At 35.0% G+C, this 16565-nt stretch carries 11 protein-coding genes; 9 read left to right on the forward strand and 2 right to left on the reverse strand.

The window, feature by feature from the left end; translation table 11 throughout:
- The first annotated feature begins 263 nt into the window (after positions 1 to 263).
- Positions 264 to 2321: a methyl-accepting chemotaxis protein gene (locus BUB90_RS09380; RefSeq protein WP_073286564.1), complete on the forward strand. Its 2058-nt coding sequence runs from the start codon at positions 264 to 266 to the stop codon at positions 2319 to 2321.
- Between the two features lie 160 nt (positions 2322 to 2481).
- Here BUB90_RS09380 and BUB90_RS09385 read toward each other — a convergent pair whose 3' ends face one another.
- On the reverse strand, positions 2482 to 3891 hold the full coding sequence (locus BUB90_RS09385; protein ID WP_073286567.1) for an NCS2 family permease: 1410 nt from the start codon (positions 3889 to 3891) through the stop codon (positions 2482 to 2484).
- 355 nt (positions 3892 to 4246) lie between these two features.
- Between BUB90_RS09385 and BUB90_RS09390 the strand changes: the two genes are divergently transcribed.
- From BUB90_RS09390 to BUB90_RS09410, 5 genes are all read left to right on the forward strand, one after another.
- The gene (locus BUB90_RS09390; RefSeq protein ID WP_073286572.1) at positions 4247 to 5419 is read left to right on the forward strand and encodes a YibE/F family protein; all 1173 of its coding nucleotides are present in this window, start codon (positions 4247 to 4249) and stop codon (positions 5417 to 5419) included.
- A 17-nt stretch (positions 5420 to 5436) separates the two neighbouring features.
- On the forward strand, positions 5437 to 6243 hold the full coding sequence (locus BUB90_RS09395; RefSeq protein ID WP_073286576.1) for a YibE/F family protein: 807 nt from the start codon (positions 5437 to 5439) through the stop codon (positions 6241 to 6243).
- Positions 6244 to 6645: 402 nt separating this feature from the next.
- Positions 6646 to 7104 (forward strand): hypothetical protein, encoded by a 459-nt coding sequence (locus BUB90_RS09400; RefSeq protein WP_073286581.1) that lies wholly within the window; start codon positions 6646 to 6648, stop codon positions 7102 to 7104.
- 531 nt (positions 7105 to 7635) lie between these two features.
- Complete coding sequence (locus BUB90_RS09405; RefSeq protein ID WP_073286585.1) at positions 7636 to 8892, forward strand: S-layer homology domain-containing protein; 1257 nt, start codon at positions 7636 to 7638, stop codon at positions 8890 to 8892.
- Between the two features lie 17 nt (positions 8893 to 8909).
- On the forward strand, positions 8910 to 12191 hold the full coding sequence (locus BUB90_RS09410; RefSeq protein WP_073286590.1) for a DUF5704 domain-containing protein: 3282 nt from the start codon (positions 8910 to 8912) through the stop codon (positions 12189 to 12191).
- Between the two features lie 9 nt (positions 12192 to 12200).
- On the opposite strand, the gene BUB90_RS09415 is transcribed toward BUB90_RS09410, so the two are convergent.
- A complete protein-coding gene (locus BUB90_RS09415) occupies positions 12201 to 13211 on the reverse strand; it encodes a helix-turn-helix transcriptional regulator (protein WP_073286593.1) in 1011 nt (336 codons plus the stop codon).
- Positions 13212 to 13553: 342 nt separating this feature from the next.
- On the opposite strand from BUB90_RS09415, the gene BUB90_RS09420 reads away from it, so the two are divergent.
- The 3 genes from BUB90_RS09420 to BUB90_RS09430 are packed head-to-tail and all read left to right on the forward strand — an operon-like array spanning position 13554 to position 16544.
- Entirely contained in the window at positions 13554 to 14567 is a 1014-nt protein-coding gene (locus tag BUB90_RS09420) for an ABC transporter substrate-binding protein (RefSeq protein WP_073286598.1), read from the forward strand.
- Positions 14560 to 15543, forward strand: a complete 984-nt coding sequence (locus tag BUB90_RS09425; RefSeq protein WP_073286601.1) for a FecCD family ABC transporter permease — start codon at positions 14560 to 14562, stop codon at positions 15541 to 15543. Before BUB90_RS09420 ends, BUB90_RS09425 begins: the two co-directional genes overlap by 8 nt.
- Positions 15543 to 16544, forward strand: a complete 1002-nt coding sequence (locus BUB90_RS09430) for a FecCD family ABC transporter permease (protein ID WP_073286604.1) — start codon at positions 15543 to 15545, stop codon at positions 16542 to 16544. Before BUB90_RS09425 ends, BUB90_RS09430 begins: the two co-directional genes overlap by 1 nt.
- Positions 16545 to 16565 lie beyond the last annotated feature (21 nt).

A 16565-nucleotide genomic window follows, 5' to 3' on the forward strand; every position in this document is an offset into this window, starting at 1 on the left:
ATCTTCACGAATTATCTGCCTAGATATAGACACTAGTTGTCTCTTTTTACCAGATAATTTGTTCAAGATTGTTTTTTTGATGTTGCATTTCAATACATTCTGACTGAAAAATATGTAATAGATATTCAAACTATAGTTTGCACCAGCTTTTATTAGATATGACTATTATAAATGATGTAGTATGTTGTTGATAATTAATATTCTTAATGCTAAAATAATGATGCAAAATTACATATACAAAAGGTTGAAAGGAGTATTATCTTATGAGGTGCAAAAAGATTGGTATGAAGATGATTATCACTATATTGCCGGTCATTCTCTTAGCAATGGTGGTATTAACCATATTGAGTGCTGTATCAAGTGAAAAAATTATTAAAGAACAAATTAACAATGTTATGGATTCGGAATTGTCTGCACAGCTTCAGAATATTCAAAACTATTTAAATTCCGTTTCGTCTATGGCAAATACATTATCAAAATCAGTAGGAAGTACATATGAAAGTTCAAACATATCTGATTATGAGAAGTTGTTAGGTAGAATGATTATGGATAATGATTTAGTTATGGGGTCTGGAATATGGTTCGAACCATATGTCTTTGATAAATCACAGGAATACGTGGGGCCATACGTATACAAAGAGGGATCTAATTACATAACCACCTACGATTATAGCAATGCAGATTATGATTATTTCGCTCAAGAGTATTATAAGAATTCTAAAAGTGCAACGAAAGCGGTATTTACAAATCCCTATTATGATGAAACATTAGATACCATTATGTCTACCTGTTCAATACCAATCTTTAATCATAATAATACATATATTGGCTGTATTACGGTAGATATGGAGTTAACCTCCATACAAACGCTTGTTGGAGATATCAAGGTTGGAGAAGGTGGCAGCGGGCTTCTTCTTACCGCTGATGGAACGTATATATATGGTGATGATTTAGAAAATGCTACAAACAGTGGGAAGATTATGGAGGATGATAATAGTTCCCTTGCAGAAGCAGCGGTAGAGATTATGGGAAATCAAGAAGGGACATCGTCTTATGTAAAAGATAAGAATGAATATAATCTATATTATACAACTCTACCAGATTTAAATTGGAAACTAATCATTCAGATGCCTGAAAAAGAATTAATTCGTCCAATTGTTGAATTAGTACAGAAGTTAATTATTGTATGTATTATAGCTGTACTAGGGGTTATGGCTACTGTTTTAATACAGGTGAAATCAATATCGAATGGCCTTAAGAAAGTGAAAACTTTTGCCAGTTCATTAGCGGATCGAGATTTTACGATTAAGCAATTAGAAGTGAAGACAATTGATGAACTTGGGCAGATGGGAGATTCTTTGAATGCGATGTATAATAGTAATAAAACGGTTATTCAAAACATTGCAAATCGCGCGGACGAAATCAATGATTCTAGTACCAAGTTGAATGATTCTGCAGTAAATTTGCAAAAGCAATTTCTTAAGATTGAGAACTATATGTCAGAAGTAAATGAGGCTATGATGTCAACAAGTGCCTCGACGGAAGAGGTAAATGCTTCTACAGAAGAGGTAAATGCCTCTGTAAGTGTTCTAACGGCTCAGATTCAAAAAAGCAAAACAATGTCTGATGAAATTAAAGATCGTGCAGTCAATATTGGAAAGTCAAGTAAGAAGTCTTTTGGCATAGCATCCGATTTAGCTGTAAAATATGAGGCAGAACTTAAGAGGAGTCTTGAAAATACAAAAGTTGTAGAGTCAATCGGAACAATGGCTGGTGTGATATCTGACATTGCGAACCAGATTAATTTACTTTCTTTAAATGCTTCTATAGAAGCAGCAAGGGCAGGAGAAGCTGGTAAAGGATTCGCAGTCGTTGCATCTGAAATCGGCAGACTTGCTAACGATACGGCCATTACGGTTACAGAAATCCAAGATACAGTTCAAGAAATTGAGGAAGCTTTCAAAGCATTAACTCAGGATTCAAGTGCCCTTCTAACCTTTGTGAAAGAAACAGTAACGCCGGATTATCAAAGTTTTGTTAATGTAGCAGAACAATATGAAGCAGATGCAAATCATATTGAAGATATATCAGAGAGGATTTCTGAGATGGGAAGTGGAATTGAGAGAATTATGCGAGAAGTAAGTCTTGCAATTCAAAGTATTGCGGAATCGGCACAATCAACAGCAGAAAATAGCAACCTTATTATGAACTCCGTGACGGAAGTCTCTGTAACCGTAGAAGATGTTAATTCTATGTCGAAACAACAAGAGGGAATTGCATATAATCTAAGTCAAGTAGTTGGAGAATTCAAATTACAGTAGATTTGTATGAATATTAAGAAGTGAACTATACAGAGTGCAATAAATGTTATAATTAGAATGTTTAAGATTTGAAAACTAAAAGATGTGCCACTGCTGAATAACAATAACAGCAGTGGCACATCTTTTATATATAAACGATAACAATGTTTATGTTATGTTTTTAGAAAATCGAAAGTAAAATGAAATTTAAGACAAACAAACCAGTTACAACCCAAAGAATAGGGTGAATTTCATTTGCTTTCTTCTTACAGATCTTAACGATACAGTAGAAGATAAAGCCAGTTGCAATACCATTAGAGATACTATAGCAAAGAGCCATAACGATACCTGCAAAGAATGCTGGAATTGCTTCACTAAGGTCTTCCCATTCGATTTCTTTGAAAGCAGATAGCATCATGATACCAACAATAATAAGTGCAGGAGCTGTAGCAGCAGATGGAATTGCACTAACAAATGAAGCAAAGAATGCACTGATTGCAAAACAGATTGCAACAACAACACTTGTTAAACCAGTACGTCCACCAGCACCAATACCAGCAGCACTTTCTACATAAGTTGTAGTGTTTGAAGTACCAATGATTGCACCAATTGAAGTAGCAGTTGCATCAGCGAATAAGGCCTTGTCCATCTTAGATTTGAAACCAGCAGTTGTTTCCATTGATTTTTCATCTTCTTCACTGAAGATACCAGTACGACGTCCAGTTCCGATGAATGTTCCGATTGTATCGAATGTATCAGATAAACTGAATGAGAAGATGGTAACTAATACAACTGGAATTTTTGAAGCATCATTGAAGAGAGAAACGAGTCCGTCCTTCGTAAAGATTGCGCCGAATGTTGATGGTAATGCTTCACATGCTTCTTTAAAGTTGATAGAATTACCCATATTAGTAAGTCCCATAGGGATACCGATTAATGTTGTTAAGATAATACCGATAAAGATAGCACCTTTTACATTAAGCATAAGTAAAACAACAGTGATTACTAAACCAATTACTGCAAGTATAGCAGCAAGTTCACCAGATGTGAACTTTGATAATGTTGGAACTACTTGGGAACCAGGCATAGAAGCACCGATTCCAACTTCAGCTCCAGTATCATTAGTAAAGTTTATTATGTTAGCATTCTTTAAGCCGATATAAGCGATGAAGATACCGATACCTCCACCGATTGCATTTTGCATGCTTCTTGGAATGGCTTTGATGATGTATTTACGAATTTTAGTTACTGTGATGATGATATTGATAATACCGCAGATGAATACCATGGATAACGCTTGTTGCCATTTGAATCCCATACCAAAACATACGGTATATACAAAGAATGCATTAAGACCCATACCAGGTGCTTGTGCATAAGGTACATTGGCTACTAATCCCATGATTAATGTACCAATGATTGATGAGATAATTGTTGCTAAGAATACAGCGCCCCACTCCATGCCTGCTTGTGATAACACGTTCGGATTAACAATGATAATGTAAGCCATGGCAAAAAAAGTAGTAAGACCGGCAATAACTTCTGTTGATAAATTAGTACCGTTCTCCTTGAGTTTGAAAAACCTTTCCATAATTAACCTCCTTGAAATGTGATCAGCTGCCATTTTACAACTGATTCTTGTCCCCACTCTCGGTGACTTTTATTTCGTTAATGACAGTGAAAGTATAGCTGATTTTAAGGAATTTTGCAATTAGAATATTAAAAATTCTTAAAATTTTCTTAGATATATTAGCTGTACTAATTAATAATATTAGTAGGCGGGATAAAAGTGGTAAAATAAACATGTAAAAAACATAAAATGGAAAGCGAAAATAGTTAAAAATAAGAAAATAAAAATATTTTTAATAGAATTATGACAGATTCATGCTATAATATTCCGTGGAATTAGTGTGAAGGATTGTTATTATTATGGAGGTTCATACAAGATGGATGAAACTGGATCAAGGAATGAATCAAAATTGAAGAATTATATAGTAAGTTATAAGAAACAAATAATAACGGCGACTGCATTATTAATTCTTGTAGTGGCTGTATTTGTCTTTATGAAGAATAATTATTCTCTATATAAGGATACCATCGGAACAATTGTTAAAGCAAATACGCAGTATACCACCAACGAAGAAGGACCTAATAAAGAGGTAGACAAGCAGTATACACAAACACTTACGATTAAGATACGTAATGGAGAGTATGAAGGCAAGTATATAGAGATAACGAATAGATATTCTGAAACCCAGATGAAGGATACAAGGTATTCAAAGGGCGATAATGTATTTATAACTATAGAAAATAAGGACGGTGTGTTGACTGGAGCCATTAGAGATGTAAAGAGAGATCAATATGTGGTGGTAATGGCACTGATTTTTATTATCCTCTTAATCACCATCTCTGGTAAACAGGGGATACTGACAATTCTATCCTTGGTTGTAAACATAGGAATCTTTCTACTATTCATGAGAAGGTATATAGAGGGGGAATCCTTTGAAATACTAACGATAGCTATGGTGCTATCCTTTAGCGTTCTAACGTTGTTTATATTAGGTGGTATCAATAGAAAATCTATTGGAGCGGTTATATCCTCTTTGGGGACGGTATGTCTTATTACTATAATATATCAACTGGTATACCGATTCGTAGAGAAACCGCCATATGAAATGTTAGATTATGTTGTGGGACATGATGACTTTAAAGGGATATTTACTGGCAGTGTCATTATAGGAAGTCTTGGAGCGATTATGGATGTAGCGATTACAATGAATTCATCAATATGTGAACTGATTGATACCACTCCTAAGATTACGGTTAAGGATTTGGTAAGATCGGCGAGAGAGATAGGATATGACATTATGGGTACGATGGTAAATGTATTATTCTTTACCTATATTAGTGGAAGTTTACCGATGACGATTCTAAAGTTTAAGAATGGATATGGCTTGCTTGCTATGATACGTTATAATGTGTTTTTTGAAGCAGCAAGATTTCTACTAGGTTCAATCGGCATCGTGTTGGCGATTCCAGTGTCAACAGTGGTTGCGCTATTGATATTTCGTAGGAAGAGAAAACAGGTAGGAAAAAGTTTACCAACTCATGAAAACTAACAAGGAAGTGAAGAAATATGCTCTTGGCATTGGGTATTATATTAGTGGTCTTAATGGTAGTTGTAGGTGGTGACCGTGGTGTCGGTTCGGTTTTAGCACTGATTGCAAATATGGTTATAATGTTTTTCGCAATTAAGTTGATATCAATGGGAGTTAATCCGTATGTGATAGTACTTTTGGCATCGCTTCTATTCTTATCAGTTACCCTTATCTATCAGAATGGAACAAATATGAAATCTTTAGCGGCTGTAATAGCGGTTATAATAGTAATGGTCATACTTACTTGCTTCATAGCGGTAGTGGTTAACAAGACAAGAATCGCGGGTTATAGTGAAGTGGATCGTTATGAAGAGATTACGATGTATGTATCCACCAACATATCGGTGAAGATGGATCAGGTTATGGTTTGTGTAGTACTATTAGGGTTACTAGGAGCCATTATGGATACCTCCATTGCCATAACAACTGCGGTATATGAAATTCATAGGAATAATCCTCATTTTGGTAGTAAACAGTTGCTACGTTCTGGGCGTAATGTAGGAAAGGACATTATGGGGACTACTGTTAATACGCTGTTACTAGCAACCGTCGGAGAGACTATTATGTTGAATGTTCTTTATCTAAAGTTTCATTACACTTTTGCTAAGTTGCTGAATTCCAAATCATTCTTTCAAGAATTTTGTTTAATCATATTCTCGAATATCGGTTGCTTATTAATTATACCGATTTCGAACCGTGTTATCAGTTATCTCTTGGTTTCAGATCTGAAAGTAGCAGTGTGGCTTCGGCACTACCTTGCGAAGAAGGAAGAAGAGGAAGGATAAAGATATTGGAATTGTCATTGTTAGAAGGCTTAGTATCTCATTCTATTGAACGGTTAATTAGGAATGAGCGATGATTAGTGTTTAAGATGATCTAAGGACAGCAGAGATGTTATAATTCGATTATATTGCGAATGAAATAAGAAATAATTTAATAGTATAAATTAATAAAATACATTAAAAAGTTTTAGGTGTAGTGAAAGATACAGACTTAAGCAGAAGATGGTCTGTATCTTTCACTACATCTTTTTTATTATTAGGATTTAAGGATTAAAAGTCATAGGAAATAACAAATATAATTCATATTGAATTTTAGTTTGGGGAATACTTAATTACATGACAAAATTTGAAGATTGTCTGATTTAAGAATCAATAGATATCGTGTCTCTTAGGAGGTAATTCAATTTGAAAAAGTTAGGCAAAAAAATCATTTCTCATGCGTTCTTGTGTATTGGTGTTCTATGTTTCTCAATTGTCTCATATAATGCAGCACGTTATTATATAATGCAATACAATGCTTTCCCTGTACTATGTGAAATTACTAAGGTAGTGAATGATAAGAATGATGATTTGGCGAAAAATCAAGATTCCAATGGTAGAGTCTATAGTTATGGTACTTATGTTAATTATAATCTGAAAGGCGAACAGTATAAAAATGTTCGGGTTGCAGAGCAATGTGGTGAGGTAGGTGACACGATAGAAGTATATGCAAACAAATATGAACCAACAAGACTTTTGTATATAAGTAGTACTAAGAGATTGGTTTTTAAACTTCTTATGGTAGAGGGGATTCTATGTATTGTAATTGAAATATATATGAATTACAGAAGGAAGAAAAAAATAAGGCAAGACAATACAGGATAAGTGAAACGAGGATATCATATATATTAAGATACATGTGGTGTACAAAGCTTGCCAAATAGTTAATCATTCCATATAGTTTTAACCTTTGCAGTACTGTGAACTTGGCTATGAACTAGGTATAAAATCAGGTTTTTATAAAAAACAGAAAAATATGGTTGATAAATGTAAAGAAATGTAATAATATTTAACAAGAGGCCAACAGGTATATTCGATAAACATTTGACCTTTTCTACTTTTACTAATTCTAAAATTCTAGTGAAACATTATCCATACCGCTATATGCAACATCTATTACAAGAGTGGGGATCTCTTCCATAGCGTTTATTACTCAGAGGGCTTGTTTAAAATAACTGTCACTGTGAGCATTGCTATCATAACTGCAATCAGAAAAACATGTCTTTTTTAGTGAGCTTTATAGTCGGGTTAGCAGCATATCTATGATTTTCTTTCCTAGATTAAAACAATATTTTTAACGGAGATTTGTATTACTAACAAAGTCTCCAAACATTTGAAAGGGGAGTATTTATAATAATGAAGAATCTTATGAAACGTGTAGTATTATTAATTTTAGTATTGGTATTAGCAATACCATCTAGTACAGTGATGGCGGAAAAAGCTTCATCTAAGAACATAACAATAGGTGAGTATATTGAGTTATTAATGAAAGCAATGAAAGTTACGATTAATGAAACGGAGAATCAAACATACATAACAGCAGCAGTTTCAACAGGAGTATTGAAAACAGTTGGTGAGTTTAAGGTTGAGGAAGAGATGACCAGAACAGAGTGTGCTGTACTTACGAATAGAGCAGATATTTATCTAAATGAAAATGAAGCTATAATACTATATGATAATATAGTTAACTTCAAGCGTATATCAGATCTTAGTAAGATAACTAAAAAATATAGAGATGATGTTGTCCAGGTGTTTGGTAAAGGTATTATTGTAGGTTATACAAATGGTAAGTGTACACAGGATCGTGAATTTAGAGGTAGTAACAAAATTACTTATGATGGTGCTAAAGCAGTTATAACAAAGCTTACAAGTATTAATAAGAGAAGTGTGATGTCACCAGATGGACAATTAACCAGGACAACAAATCTTCCAGTAAACGCAAAAGAGTTTGATTACATATTAGCTAGTTTTCCGAATGGTTTTTATGAAATGAAGTATTTGTATGAACTGACAAAAAGCAGTGCAGAATTTATTTTATTTAAAGACTATTGCCCACCAGTAAAAGTCAAAAATGATCCATCATATAATGAGGCGATAAATTTATATACATGGTGTGAAAACGTTGAAAAGAACCTTTATTATCGGTTAAATGTGAATTATAAGACTATTGATAGTAAGTGGAAAAAGAATTTGAATAATACTTTTTCCACGGATAAAAGTAAAAGTATAGAAAGTTATATAAAAGAAATGAAAAAGAATAAGGTTGTAATAAAAACTTCTGTCATATCAGTAGAACCATCGTCGCTTTATTTAACGGGTACGTATAATTTAAGAGCTTATGTTAAGTTTAAGGTGACGAGTGCTAATGATTTAAGTAAAAACCTTATTTATGGGGATATATATATGCTAAAGTTACAAAAGAATCAATGGCATGAAGGGTATTATGATATTGAACTTAACGGTTATTACAATGGTAAAGGATATGAATATAGAGTTAGTTCCGATTGGTTGGATGATTTTATGAAAGCACAAAGAAAAACAAAAATACTCAAACCTGCTTTTAATAAGAATGGGAATGATGATTTTGCAAATGGTTACTATTACTTTAAGTAAAGGAGGGACATATTTTATTGAAAAAAAGATTTGCTATAATATTATTTATACTATCTTTGTTGTCAAGTAATTTAGTTCCTATAATGCGGATACAAGCGGATGGAGAAAATAATGAAGCTACAGTATACTCGAAGGATGGGTACATAGAGTATATTACAGAAGATACTAAAGCAACAACAGGTACTACATGGGGAAATACGGGATTTGTAATAAGGCTAGATAAGGTAGATAGTAGAAATCCATTAATAGATAATAAGTATGTAATTATACGATTTACTGATAAAGGAGTAACTAGAAAGGTAATCAATGTAGCGGGCGGGAAAAAGATGAGTACCTATACTATAACAAAAGATGCAATAGAAAATGCATTAGAAACGTCACCATATAATAAAACACACACAAAATCTTTGTTAGAAGAGTTTTATGAAATGGTTTTAAATGATGAACCAATTTATATGAATGGTATCTTCCAAGTGTACCATAGTGGTAATAAATACGGTCCAGAGATATTTACTTATGATGGTGGTTATGACAGTAAGGGTAATTACCTAAAAGGCATTTACCGTGCAGAAGAATGGAGAGACCCTAGCACTTTTGGACAGTACTTTAATATAAAGGTACCATATCACCCAGGGGTAGAACCAGTAAGTGTTGAGTATCGAACCCAATACAATGAACTACTTTATTCTAAGGCTATGGAGTCACAAAAAGTAACGTCAGAGGTTAAACCTAGTGTATTTCCAAAAACTTATAAAAAGAATGGTTATACATATACACTAGATCGAAGTTATTACATAAATTTAAATAAACCTAGTACAAAGGTCGATAATTATACAATTGGTAAAAATAATAAAACCTTTAAAGATGTTAGTGAAAGGGAGGCAAATGTACAGAGTGGAGGGTTAAAGTTTGTGGCAATATATAAAATTGAACCTGACGAACTGGAAGAAGTACCGGCGGACGAAAAAGAAGTAGAGTTTGAAGAACCAGAACCTACAGGAGTAATCAAGGCGGACGAAAGAGGAAATGAGCAATTTAACGTTGAGGATGGCATCCCATCATCTGAAAATCTATATGTAAATGTATTTACAACAGACTATCTCATAAGTTATCGGTTTGTCAAAAAGGTGGGAATAAAAAAAGTACCAGTTAAGGTTGAAAAAAAATATACATTAACCTGGGAAACTAAGACGACTGAGAAAGACCCGATTACGGGAGAAGATAAAGATACCTATGTGGAACACTCGAGCACTGAGACTAAAAAGGAAACAGTTGAACTAAAGCGGGCATATGGTTATTGGGTAATAGATCAGTTAGATGTTTTTTCTCTCTCAAGTGCCGAAGTCAAAAATGGAGCACTACCAGGAGACAGCATAACGATAAATGCTGAAGGAGTAAAGTTGCCCAATGTTCTTTATCAAGTTGATAAAGAACTAGATAAACATGTTTTCTTACCTCTAAACTTACAAGATAAATATGTGTTACCGGCGGCAGAAATAATTGGTACTACATCAAAACCGTTAGTACCCGAGGAAGATTTGTCCATATATGTGGATTCTAAGGTGGGAGAACTAATTGTTAAGAATGACAAGTTAGTATATAACAGTAGAATAGTAATGGATGATAAAGAGGTTGAAAAAGAAGGTGATACACCTAGTGACCTTCAAAAGGGAAGACAAATAGAACCAAATGTTTTGTACAAACATGGACTTTCAATACCCCTTACTGAAGCAAATGATATATACGAAACAGAGGGTACTGTAAAGTATACAAGTGCGATACATATTGGTAAATCGAACGAAGTAAAAGAAATTGTTTATGAAATTGGGGAGATAAACCCAGTTATTGTACATACACCTACGGTTTGTGATGCAAAGATTACAGATTTAAAAGCGTATAACCAAAAGGTTACACCGGATACATCAAGAGCCTCCCTTATCCTTGATAAGACTTTTAAAATACAGCTTCCTACATATGGAGAGCATAACGATTATCTGGGGTATGGTAGTCGTGATTACGCTAAATATATCGAAACAAGAGAAGTTAAGTTTCCGTTTGACGTATACAGTGGTACTAGATATATAGCTGCAGGGACGTGGATTCCGATCAACTCGGATGAGACATCTTATTATTTACCGACATGGGTACCAGAAGGACAATATACCATAGAGTTTAGAGCACCGGCGATTAACAGTAGTGCTAACAGTGAGAATAGTGAGATGTATGCAAATTACTCGATAAGTAACTATATAGCTGTAGATACAATAGATGTTGATGTAAGTGGTCGAATATATGATCTAACCATGTATGATATAACCGATTACCCGACATGGCAAGACGTATTTCGGAATAAGGATTCTCTCACACTAACAGGTACAAATTATACTGTAGGTATCAATGATCAAAACGGGTTAACAACTGGTAGATTGGCTAAATACACTTTCCCGCTTGTTAATGGTAGTCACCCTACATATGAAACAGTAGGCGCTGTAAAGCTAGGGTATTGTACAAGGTTTAAGTTTACAACTATTGGAGATCTTTATAAGGGTGACCACGTAAAAATAGAACCAAAATTTTATTATGTAGATGCGAAAGGGCAGAACAGGCAAGAAGTTGATATCTATTATACCGAGACATTTGAGGGTAAGCGTAATTACATGGTTAAAGTTGGTGGTGATAAAGACAAGCTTAATACTAAATCATATATGTTAGGAGATAAGTACTGGCAGGTCCCGGATTTAGAAATAGAATCGACATCATATGTAACAGGTAAAACCTCAAACGATATTAGAGCACAAAAAGATACACTGTTTACCTTTGGCGGGCTGAATATTAGTAATGCATTTAGGACATTCTGTGGGACAAGTAGTTTTACACCTTCTAAGACCATACCTAGTACAGTAGATCCTAAGACAGTTATACAGTCGGTCCAAAACTGGTATGGAGAGTATTATTTACCAAGCGATGTACATGTGTTGCCAAAAGCCTTTGATCTTAACACGTATATAAAAGAGAATGGAGCCATTGATTATACAGAGGATATATGGCTTAAAAAGGGTTATATTATTGTTAATTTTGACATTGTGACTTATCAAGAGAAAAAAGAAAAGGGCCATTTAAGTTATATAAATAAAGAGAATGCCCTTAAAGGATATTGCAATATGTGGAAGCTAGAAGGTTCACAGTTAGCTAAGACAGATGCCTATGGGAATACATTCGAATTCAAATATGGTGATTATGTTATGTATGATATAGAAAAATCAGCTGCAAAGGATTATAAATCTGGTGGGACCCATTAAGGGGCCCACCTATTCTTTTCTATGTCTATATTCAAGTGGTGAGCATTGATATGTCTTGCGGAACATCTTGATAAAATTGCTGGTGTATGGATACCCAACCTTCTCCGCAATTTCTCCTATACTTAAATCCGTGGTATTTAATAGATTCACAGCCATAGACATACGAAGGGAAGTGATAAACTTACCGATTGGCATGTGATAGTAATAAGAAAAACCAGCTTTTAGTTTCTGGGGGTTTAGTAATACTAGTTCGCTTAGGGAGTCGATCGTTGGCGGGGACTGAATATTATTAGTCAAGATCTCATGAGCTTTTTGTATGGAACGAATATCGCTAGCGCTTAGGTGAAGGTATTTGTTTGTACCGATTTTGACTTTGCCATAGTGGAGCTGTCTTGTGAATGTATTATCGGGGGAAGTTTCAACAGTTTGGATAATAATTGCGAAACATTCTAAGATGCAACTCTCCAGATAGAGAGGCGTTAATGCGTCTTGATTGGAAAGAACTTGCATCTTTTCAATTATGGTATTGATTCCTAATGGAAGGTAGGGATATGTTACATTCTCGTTGAATTTATTAAAATCAAAGTTTAGATTGAAGTTATCTCTTAGATATCTAGTTATATAAGATTCCTGTATTGTTATTTCGGCACCGTGATAATGTTCGCCTCTTTTCCAAGCTTGTTGACCTTTGATACCTCTCTCAATTACAAAGAAAGAGGAAGGTTTGAAGGAGGAAACCGGTTGATTCTCCAATTTAAAATTGGTGGAACCTTTATAGACAGTACCAAATCGTATCAGTCGTTCAGGATTGTCGAATGCAAGTTTGAACGGATGCGGAATAGTAAAGTCAGCAATTCCAAAATTGTAGTAACCAGGACGTTCATAAGATAATAGATGCCCATGTTCAGGTCTAGCTGGATTTTGATATAAGGTATAGTTCTTTTGCTTAATAGGAACAAATTGTAGTTCAGCAAATACGGCTTCTCTGAATTCCTTTGATGACGTAACGATTGTTTGCATAAATAAATATTCTCCGTTAAAAATAATATATAGTAAGTTGCTCTTGAGTAGGATCAAGTTAAAGAAATGATACTGATATTATATTATAAGTATAAGTATTAATAATTGTAAGGTAATTATCCCAAACTGTAAACAGAAATAGTTAAATTGGGTTACAAAATAATTATTATAGGTGAAAATATTGTGTAGCGATTCGTTTTCATATATAATTCAAAAACAAGTTAGTTATGAATAACCAAGGTGAGAATGAGGAAACACTGGTTACTATATCAAAACTCCATAGACAATGGAGAGATAAACAGTTCACTAGAAGTTACGAATAAAACAAAAGGAGAATAAGTTATGAAGAAGTACATGATGGTAGTTTTGAGTATCGCTGTCTTAATGTTTGGACTAGTTGGTTGCTCAAGCAATAAGGCAAACAATGAATCTGGTAAAACAGAAGATACGAATAATGCAGGTACTAATGCAGGAGGCAGTGAAGAAGGGACAGCAGATGTTTCAAAAGAAACAAGAACAGTTACTGACGTAAAAGGTACCGTAGAGATTCCTGTTAACCCACAAAAAATTGTTGACATTAGTGGAGCAAGTGATATCTTATCACTTTTAGGATATGATGTAATTGGAACAGCAAACAGTGATGCATATGATTATACGAAGTTCCCAACTTACCTTGACGATGTTTTAGGAGATTCGAAAATCCTTGGCTATAGTATGTTAGCTGAGATGGACGTGGAAGCAATTATTGCTTTAGAACCAGATCTAATTGTAATCTCTACAGTACAAGAAAAGATGTATGACCAATTATCAAAAGTAGCACCTGTTGTTATGATTGAACTTAAGCAAATGGATTGGAAAGAAGATTTCATGAACGTTGCTACTATATTTGGTGAAGAGGACAAAGCAACAGCATGGATTGAAGATTATTTGGCAAAAGCAGAAGAAGTCGGAAAGAGATTAAAAGAAACTTACGGAGAAGAGACATCATACCTATCATTCTTAGCAAGTGGTGGAAGTTTATTTATCTTTGACTCAGCTGGGCTTGGAACAATCTTCTATGATGATATGGGATTAGCGAAGCCAGAAGGTATGCCAGAACAAGAGAATGTTAGTTTACCAGTAGTAACTTATGAAGGTTTAGCACAAATCAATTCGGATTATATCTTTGCAATAGCAACAGATGAAGATTTAGCAACATTAAAAGAAAGCAGTATCTGGAATGGAACAGAAGCTGTGAAAGAAGGAAATGTGATTGAACTTCCTGCAAGTCCTTATTTTAATCAGGGTTATAGCCCAATTGGAAGATTAGCATTCGTTGAAGAAGTAGAAGGATTATTAGCAAGTACGAATGAATAAGAAAGCAGTAGCATTTATTAGTACATGCAGTATAATCGCGATAACCGGGCTAGTTGTTGCGATAAGTGCAGGAGCAAAGAGTATTCCTTTACAAACCGTTTGGAATAGTATCTTTCACTATGAAGATATATTAGATATGCAATTAGTCCGAGATGTAAGAATACCAAGAGTTATCTGTACCGCCTTAGTAGGCGGTATTCTTGGCGTTACAGGGGCGATGATGCAAGGCGTCACTAGGAATCCTATAGCAGAGCCATCCTTGATGGGAATTACACAAGGTGCAACATTGGCAATCGCTATAGCAGGAGCAAGCCAGAGTATCTATGGATTACTAGGCAACACGGTGGCAGCGTTTATAGGAGCTTTGTTTAGTGGATTGTTGGTATTAGCATTCAGTCTGAAGAACGCTAGGAACATGAATCTATCAAGATTATTGCTAGCAGGAACGGCTCTTAGTACATTCTTCATATCAATGGCTACCATCATAGCATTATTAACGAACAAGTCACAGAATTTAGCGTTTTGGGTTTCGGGTGGATTCCGAGCAGTTACTTGGAATAGTGTCAAGTTAGTTCTTGTCGTTGGAGGAATCGCGACAATTATAGCATTATTCATGGCGCCAAAGATTAATGTGGTAAATCTTGGTGAAGACGTATGTATTGGATTAGGAGAAAATCCTGTTAAGATTCGTATGTTTACGTTGTTATTATTAATTCCTATGTGTGCAGTATGCGTTGCAGTTGCAGGTAATATAGCGTTTATTGGATTAATCGTTCCCCATATTGTTCGCAAGCTTCTTGGACAAGATTATCGAATGATTATGCCAGTGTCGTTCTTGTTTGGTGCAACACTTGTTATCTGGGCAGATGTACTTGCTAGATTAGTGAACCAACCTTATGAGACACCAATCGGATTATTCACCTCCCTTGTTGGTGTGCCACTATTCATATGGATGATACGAAAGGAGAATATGTGATGAAGAAACGAGTTTTTATTACTTCTATAGTAGTAAGCATTCTTTTTGTATTTACCTTTCTATTAGCAGCCTCCTGGGGAAGTTATTCCATTTCGTTTGGTGATGTAATCAAGACTTTCTTTGGACAAGGGTCACTTCTTCAGAGGACAACCATATGGGATATTCGCTTACCAAGAATCTGTGTTGCCATAGTTGTGGGAGTTTGTCTATCAACAGCCGGGTGTGTTTTGCAAAGTGTCACTCGGAATGAATTAGCGGAACCTGGAATGATTGGAATCAATGCAGGTGCAGCTGTTGCTGTCGTGTTACTAATCTCATATGGAAGCACGAGCTATTACGATACAATTGGCGATGTAGCTCTATTTGTTATGCCAATCGCCGCTATTATTGGAGCATTACTTAGTGGTTTCTTAATCTACTTCTTAAGTTACAAGAAGGGGGTATCCCCAACAAGGTTGATTCTTACTGGTATTGGTGTAAATGTTGGTATTAACGCGTTCATTTCCTTGTATCAGCTTAATATGTCAAAAGGTGATTATAATCAAGTACTTACTTGGACGAGTGGTAGCCTATGGGGAAGTAGTTGGAAGTTTTTCTGGCTTGTTACACCACTTGCAGTTGTTTTCTTGTTATTAATCATGTGGAAAGCAAAGATATTAGATGTTATGGATCTTGGTGATGAGATTGCCACTGGACTTGGAGTAAAGGTTGAGAGAGAACGTAGGAAGTTATTCTTCTATGCGATTGTATTAGCTGCATTAGCAACTTCTGTCGCAGGAAATATCGCATTCCTAGGATTACTTGGTCCTCACATAGCCAAACGACTCGTCGGCCCAGTACATCGTAGGCAGATACCGGTAGCAGCAGGGATAAGTAGTGTTATCATAATACTAGCGGATTCGATATCAAGAAATGCATTCTCACCGATCGAGGTGCCTGCGGGGATAATGATAGCAATTGTTGGGGTACCGTATTTTATTTATCTGATGTTACGAGAATAAAGCATAGATTGGGTACTACTA

Origin of the sequence: Anaerosporobacter mobilis DSM 15930 (assembly GCF_900142955.1) — a bacterium.
GTDB lineage: Bacteria > Bacillota > Clostridia > Lachnospirales > Lachnospiraceae > Anaerosporobacter > Anaerosporobacter mobilis.